The organism is Acinetobacter brisouii, assembly GCF_008993995.1.
In the GTDB taxonomy this organism is placed as follows: Bacteria; Pseudomonadota; Gammaproteobacteria; order Pseudomonadales; family Moraxellaceae; genus Acinetobacter; species Acinetobacter brisouii_A.
The window spans coordinates 1-6,080 of sequence record NZ_BKNN01000096.1 but is presented as its reverse complement, the minus strand read 5'-3'; the positions used below and the strand labels follow the sequence as shown (position 1 = coordinate 6,080).

The window sequence follows — 6,080 nt, the reverse complement described above, 5'->3', positions numbered from 1 at the left end:
GTACACAGTGCACTGGGTTATGTATCGCCTTTTGAGTTTGAAGCAATGTACTATGATAAGATTAACCCGTTAGGTCAGGTGGCCTAACTTAAATAAAAAAGTCTCCGACAAACCCGGTACGGTTCACCTTATTGAAAGCAATTGCCCAGTCAGGGTTATAGCTACCAAAAGGCGTAGGGATCTGGAAACGATCAGGGAGTTTAGCGTAGACGACCACCTCATCTGCACCATCCAATTCCTCCACAAACTTACGCTCATTATCAGAGTCAGTGACTACGTAATCCCAGATATGGCGCTCTGCCTTGTAAGACTGTAATGGAATGTTCTCATTACTCACAAAGATTTCATTGTCAGGATAGCTTTGATCTAAAGGATTATATTTAAGCTGCAAAATCAACACTTAGTTGAACACCCATTCTCATCCAAGTTGGACACTTTAATAAACTTATACGTAAATTAAAGTGTCGCTTTACTTGGACAAATATAAAAAATTATTCGATTTTTTTACCTCGTTTTTTTCGCATAGATTCACCTGCTAAATTAAAAATATGGGACCTATGAACAATACGATCTAGCAATGCCTCACCAACCGTTTGGTCCTCAAAGTGATTGAGCCATAGATTGGTTTCATATTGACTTGTGATTAGTAATGAACCGTTGTCACTATGTTTATCAATAACACTAATAAAATGCGCTAACCAAGAATTATTGATCTGGGATAAACCAAAATCATCCAAAATGAGCAATTTACAGGAAAGTAATCTCTTCTTTAAGGTCGAGATAGTTCCCAAATTTACCGCAGTATTGAAATCTTCGAACAACTCAGTTGTATTATAAAAGATGACTTTTAAACCCAACTTACATGCGTTCGTTCCAAATGCAGAGGCAAGCCATGTCTTACCTATACCAGTTGCACCTGTAAAAATTAGGTTATGTTTGGACTTGATCCATTCACAATCAGCAAAACTTTGTAAAATATCGCTTGTAAGCCCTTTTTTATTGGAACAATCTATTTCCGTCAGGCTACTTGTTGGATATCGTATATTTGATTTATTTAGCAATGATAAAATTTTTCGGTTGCTGACTTCATTTTGCTCGGCGATTAGTAATTCATTGAGAATTTCTAATGAGGTCTTTTTACTGTTAACCATTTCATCATAATGATCAACAAAGCAATTCAAACAACCATTGAGTTTTAAATCTTGCATTTTTTGTGCAATAACGCTCTTTGTAGTCATCTTGCATCCCCTCCGAAATAATTAGCACCACGTAAGTTTGCGTGTGTATAGGGATTCATTGTTTGAGTGGTGTTTAGAGGTTGGATATATTTTCTATTTTTGAGTACATACAATAGATCTGTAACTGCTAATAGATTATATTTTAATGCATACTCACAAGCCTGATTAAGGACAGAATCAAGCTTATTTTCTAAAATATAATCTCTAAGCTTATTTAAAGACTTAATATTACGAGCGAGTTGCTTGGACTTATTTAGAATTTGTTCCACAAACTCATAAACATAGTTTCCAAGAGATTTAGCCCACTGCTTAATACTTGCTGGGCTTAAAGTATTATAAAGCCTATGATTGGCTGGCATATGCTCGTCTAGAATACTTGCTTGACCATAACCCTCTAATAAACTGTGTGAAGTAATTAATTCATTCTCATAATAGAATTGCACTTCATGACTTGTAACACCGATATCTAACTTCTTACCTATCAGATTATAAGGAACAGAATAAATATTCCCATCAATGGTGAACTGATAAAACTCTGAAACGGTTTGTTGAAATATCCATTTTGAAAAAGGATATGGATGTTTAGGTAGTGCAAGTAATTCATTTTTTTCAAATCGATGAAAACGATCTGATCGACTTTCAGGAAAACGCTTAGTAACACCATTGTTGATTCTATCAACTTCTACATCGATAGCTTTTTGCAATTCTTCAAGTGAGAAAAATTTTCTTTCTCTTAATTTGATCAAGACAGAACGTTGGATAATTTGAACACAAACCTCTGCTAGCCCTTTGTCCTTGGGGGTACGTGGGCGAGTATTTAGAATTGCAAAATCATGATAGTCAGCAAATTGTTCAAATGTTTTATTGAAAACCGTTCCATTACGCCCTGTTTTAATAACAGCCGCTTTTAGATTATCTGTGATTACTTCTCTAGGAACGCCACCTATACGATCAAAAGTGGCTGTGAAACATTTTAACCAGTCATGTGTTTGTTGAGTTTCGGCTGCAATCACAGTGATTAAACTTGAAGCGCCTAATACACCTACAAAGATTTGTACATTCCTCACCTTGCCTGAATTAATGTCGTGAATTGGCATTGTTTTACCACAAAAGTCGACAAGCAATGTCTGACCAGCAGTAAAATGTTGGCGCATGGAGGGGCGTAATTTTTTCAACCACTGTTTATACAATTTCACAAATCGAGAATAAGAAACACCTTCTGGCTCTGTTTCTTTAAATTCAATCCACAATTGCTTAAGCGTCATATCTCTGATCTTCATTTGATCATTGATATATGTAAAGTCTGGTAATGGTTTGCACCTCATAATATTTCTTGCAACACCTGTTTGCACAATATCTACAAACTCTTGATTAGATGCTTTCAACACCTCAGCAACAGGTATTTCAATTTCATTTAATTTTTTAGCAATAACACCAACTGTTGTTGGAGACACATTAACTCTTTTTGCAATTTGTCGATGTGTATTACCTTGCGCCAAAAACTCACAAATTTTTCTTTGTATTACAACGGCTATTTTCATTTGAAAACTCCCAAAATCAAATAAATGGATAAAGGGAGAAAGAGCAAGCATTTTGCTTTATTGACTTTAAAAAAGTAATTGAACAAAATACTAAGCGTGTCGGTACTCAAAGACACTTTTCAATGGCTCATGTTAGAGCATGAGTCATTGATCTTTCTCCATAGATAAAATAAAAAATTAATTTAATTCATTTTTCGACTCCTTCTTCATGCGTTCAAGTTCAGTTAATACATAAGAATTCATCGATTGATGTCTTTTCTTAGCCATTTTTTTCACCCAAAAAACCAACTCTTCAGGCAACCTTAGATTTAATTGCTTGGTTGTTCGCATATTAATTGTTGACCAATAGTAGCATTTTGATTCTATGGTATTAAAATGATTCTATATGCGCAATAGTTTTTTTGCATCATAATGCTACTATTGCTTATTCCTACTGTTCGTGGAATCTATGAAAAAAAAAGACATTCAATTTAACCTCCGAATTCCTGAGGATTTAAAGTTAAAGATTGATGAAGCTGCTAAGGTAAATCAGCGATCAATCAATGCCGAGACCATGTCTCGTCTATATGATTCTTTTGTAATGGATAATAATATTCATCTAGAAGCAGCTAAAGTAATTGAAAATTTTCTACAAGCACGGACACCGACCCAGCGTAAAAAAGATGTGGCTGAACGACTCGTCTTTTTATTCAATGAAATCAAAAAAAGTAAATATTTTAATCAACTTACGATTGCAGAATTAGCATATAGAATTGATGAAAGTTCAGCGGATAGTACAGAGTCATGGTTTAGGGCAGAAATGGAGCCAACTTTTAATCAGCTAAAAAAAATTGCAGATTTTTTTTCTGCAAATGAGAATTGGCTGCTTTTTGGAAAAGAAAGACCATTCAAAGTTGAGAGTTTTCGTTTTAATGAGTATTTAGACAAAGACCTGAAATGGCTATTAACTCCTAATCCTGAAAAAACATTCTTAAAAGATGAGTCTGTAAAAGAAGTCAAATTTCTTCGTAGTCTAAATACGGATGGCTCACTACTTATAGCTAAACTGTACTCTAATCACTATTTGGAGTGTTTTCATACCCCTTATCATATTAGTGAAGTAAATGGTTTTGGCGGATATAACTCTCTGCTTTATCTCTGTTTAATTTTTCATACTTTAAAAAAATATCATGGTTCACATAATTACCCTAATGTATATAGTTTTGTAATATCAGAAGAAATAACTGAGAAAATATGGTCTCAAGAGGTACACCCTTTACCATTGATTGATCAACTACATCAGACTCCATGGATGGATGATCTTGCAGATAAATTACCAGAACGTTCAATGGACGAATTCTATTGGCAAGGATTTGATTTGCTTAGATCAAGATTGATTAAGGATTTCAATGAAAAGGAATACATTCAAAAAATTTTGCATGATTCAGAATTCCACATTAAGCACCCTATGAACTTCGATTAATTCCACGTCAATTTGTGTCGTATACACAAGAAGTCTCATTCAATTTAACCTATTGTTTCTATAAACTAATTATCAGTTTCTATACGGTCATCTATACAAATGAATATCGTCCAAATCGAAGAAAATGTTAAACAGCTCATCCATAAAATTGCTCAAGATGAGCTAAAGCAACAAGATTTTATCTATGAGTTGCTTTTAGCTTATGGGCATCGTAGTCAAACTATTGGACGAGTGCGTAATGGTGAGCGTAATTTAGCTGAAGATAAGGAAAACACGGTTTTTTGGAAGCGCCAAATATACTTCCAAATTGCAAAACAGCATGATTTACATGGTCTGATTGATCAAATGAAGAATGAAAAGCGAACAGAAAGTAATAAGATTCGCTTCTTGATCGTGACTGATTTTAAAAATCTATTAGCCATAGATACTAAAACACAAGATACATTGGATGTTCCTTTTGGTGATTTAGCTAAAAAATTTGATTTCTTCTTACCATGGGCTGGGATGGAGAAAGCCGTATATCAAGGCGAAAACCCTGCGGATGTTAAGGCTGCTGAAAAATTAGCAAAACTATTTGACGAAATTAAAGCTGATAATTTCGATGAAGACGACTTAAACAATAAAGATAACTTACATCAACTCAATATTTTCTTATCTCGACTTTTATTTTGTTATTTTGCTGAAGATACCGAAATTTTTAAGGACAAACAGTTTACTTCGGCAATATCAAAGAGCAATGAAGATGGATCAGATTTATCTTCTCTAATTAGTCGTTTGTTTAAAGTATTAAACCAGTCACCCGAAGATCGTGAAGCCGATTTACCTGATTACCTAGCAGAATTTCCGTATGTAAATGGTGGTTTGTTTAAAGATGATATTCAAGTTCCAAAATTCACACGCAAATCACGTAGGATTTTGATTGAGTGTGGTAAAGACCTAGACTGGTCTGATATTAATCCTGATATTTTTGGGTCAATGTTCCAAGCTGTTGTTCATACTGAACAGCGTAGTACGATGGGACAGCATTATACTTCAGTACCAAATATCATGAAGGTGATTGAACCTTTATTTTTAAATGATCTTTATGAAGAATTAGAGAAAAACCAAGACAATGTTAATAAGCTATTAAAATTACAGCAAAGTTTGGGGCAACTTAAAATTTTTGACCCTGCCTGTGGTTCAGGTAATTTCCTTATTATTGCGTATAAAGAGCTTCGTAAGTTTGAAATGGAGCTTTTGAAGCGTGTACAAGAGTTAGAATTAGAAAAAACAGGCCAATTTTCAAAACCATTTTCAGTGATTCAGGTTTCTCAATTTTATGGGATAGAAATTGATGATTTTGCTCATGAAGTTGCGATTTTGTCTTTATGGCTATCTGAACACCAGATGAATATAATATTTAAAGATGAATTGGGTGAGTCTCTAGCCTCCTTGCCTTTAAAGCAAAGTGGACATATTGTATGTGCAAATTCCCTAAGAACAAATTGGGAAAAAATTTGTCCTAAAATTGATGGCGATGAAATATATATTCTAGGTAACCCACCATACATTGGAGCAAAAAAACAAAATCAAGTGCAAAGAGAAGAAGTATTATCTGTTTTTAAAGAAGCACCTGGGGTTAGTAGCTTAGATTATATTGCTTGTTGGTTTTTTAAAGCAGCACTTTATATTAAAAATTTCAATGCAGAATGTGCTTTTGTATCTACGAACTCAATAGACCTCTTGCGAAAGTTAATTTAAGAGCATCCAATTCACCATTCCAGCAATTAAATTCATTCTTAGACCAAAGCGTTTCCGTCTATTTCTATAGCGTTCTGTTAATATCCGAAAATGTTTAAG

Annotated in this window: 4 protein-coding genes and 3 pseudogenes; 2 read left to right on the top strand and 5 right to left on the bottom strand. The window is 34.1% G+C overall.

The annotated features are described in order from the left end of the window. Positions 1-127: 127 nt before the first annotated feature. The 4 genes and pseudogenes from GBN19_RS14165 to GBN19_RS14150 form a co-directional block, all read right to left on the bottom strand. A pseudogene (locus GBN19_RS14165) lies at positions 128-400 on the bottom strand (restriction endonuclease); the annotation flags it as partial. A gap of 91 nt (positions 401-491) precedes the next feature. After that, positions 492-1,238 carry an ATP-binding protein gene (locus tag GBN19_RS14160; protein WP_151778574.1) on the bottom strand — a complete coding sequence of 249 codons (747 nt, stop codon included), beginning with the start codon at positions 1,236-1,238 and terminating at the stop codon, positions 492-494. Next, entirely contained in the window at positions 1,235-2,779 is a 1,545-nt protein-coding gene (gene istA, locus GBN19_RS14155; protein ID WP_151778573.1) for an IS21 family transposase, read from the bottom strand. The genes GBN19_RS14160 and istA overlap by 4 nt, the downstream gene beginning before the upstream one ends. A 177-nt stretch (positions 2,780-2,956) precedes the next feature. Continuing rightward, positions 2,957-3,109 (bottom strand): Arc family DNA-binding protein, encoded by a 153-nt coding sequence (locus GBN19_RS14150; RefSeq protein WP_001260886.1) that lies wholly within the window; start codon positions 3,107-3,109, stop codon positions 2,957-2,959. A gap of 118 nt (positions 3,110-3,227) precedes the next feature. Between GBN19_RS14150 and GBN19_RS14145 the strand changes: the two genes are divergently transcribed. Next, positions 3,228-4,241 (top strand): Arc family DNA-binding protein, encoded by a 1,014-nt coding sequence (locus tag GBN19_RS14145; RefSeq protein WP_151778572.1) that lies wholly within the window; start codon positions 3,228-3,230, stop codon positions 4,239-4,241. A gap of 99 nt (positions 4,242-4,340) precedes the next feature. After that, a pseudogene (locus tag GBN19_RS14140) lies at positions 4,341-5,957 on the top strand (DNA methyltransferase); the annotation flags it as partial. Positions 5,958-5,972: 15 nt separating this feature from the next. Here GBN19_RS14140 and GBN19_RS14135 read toward each other — a convergent pair. Further along, positions 5,973-6,080, bottom strand: a pseudogene (locus GBN19_RS14135) (IS5/IS1182 family transposase); the annotation flags it as partial.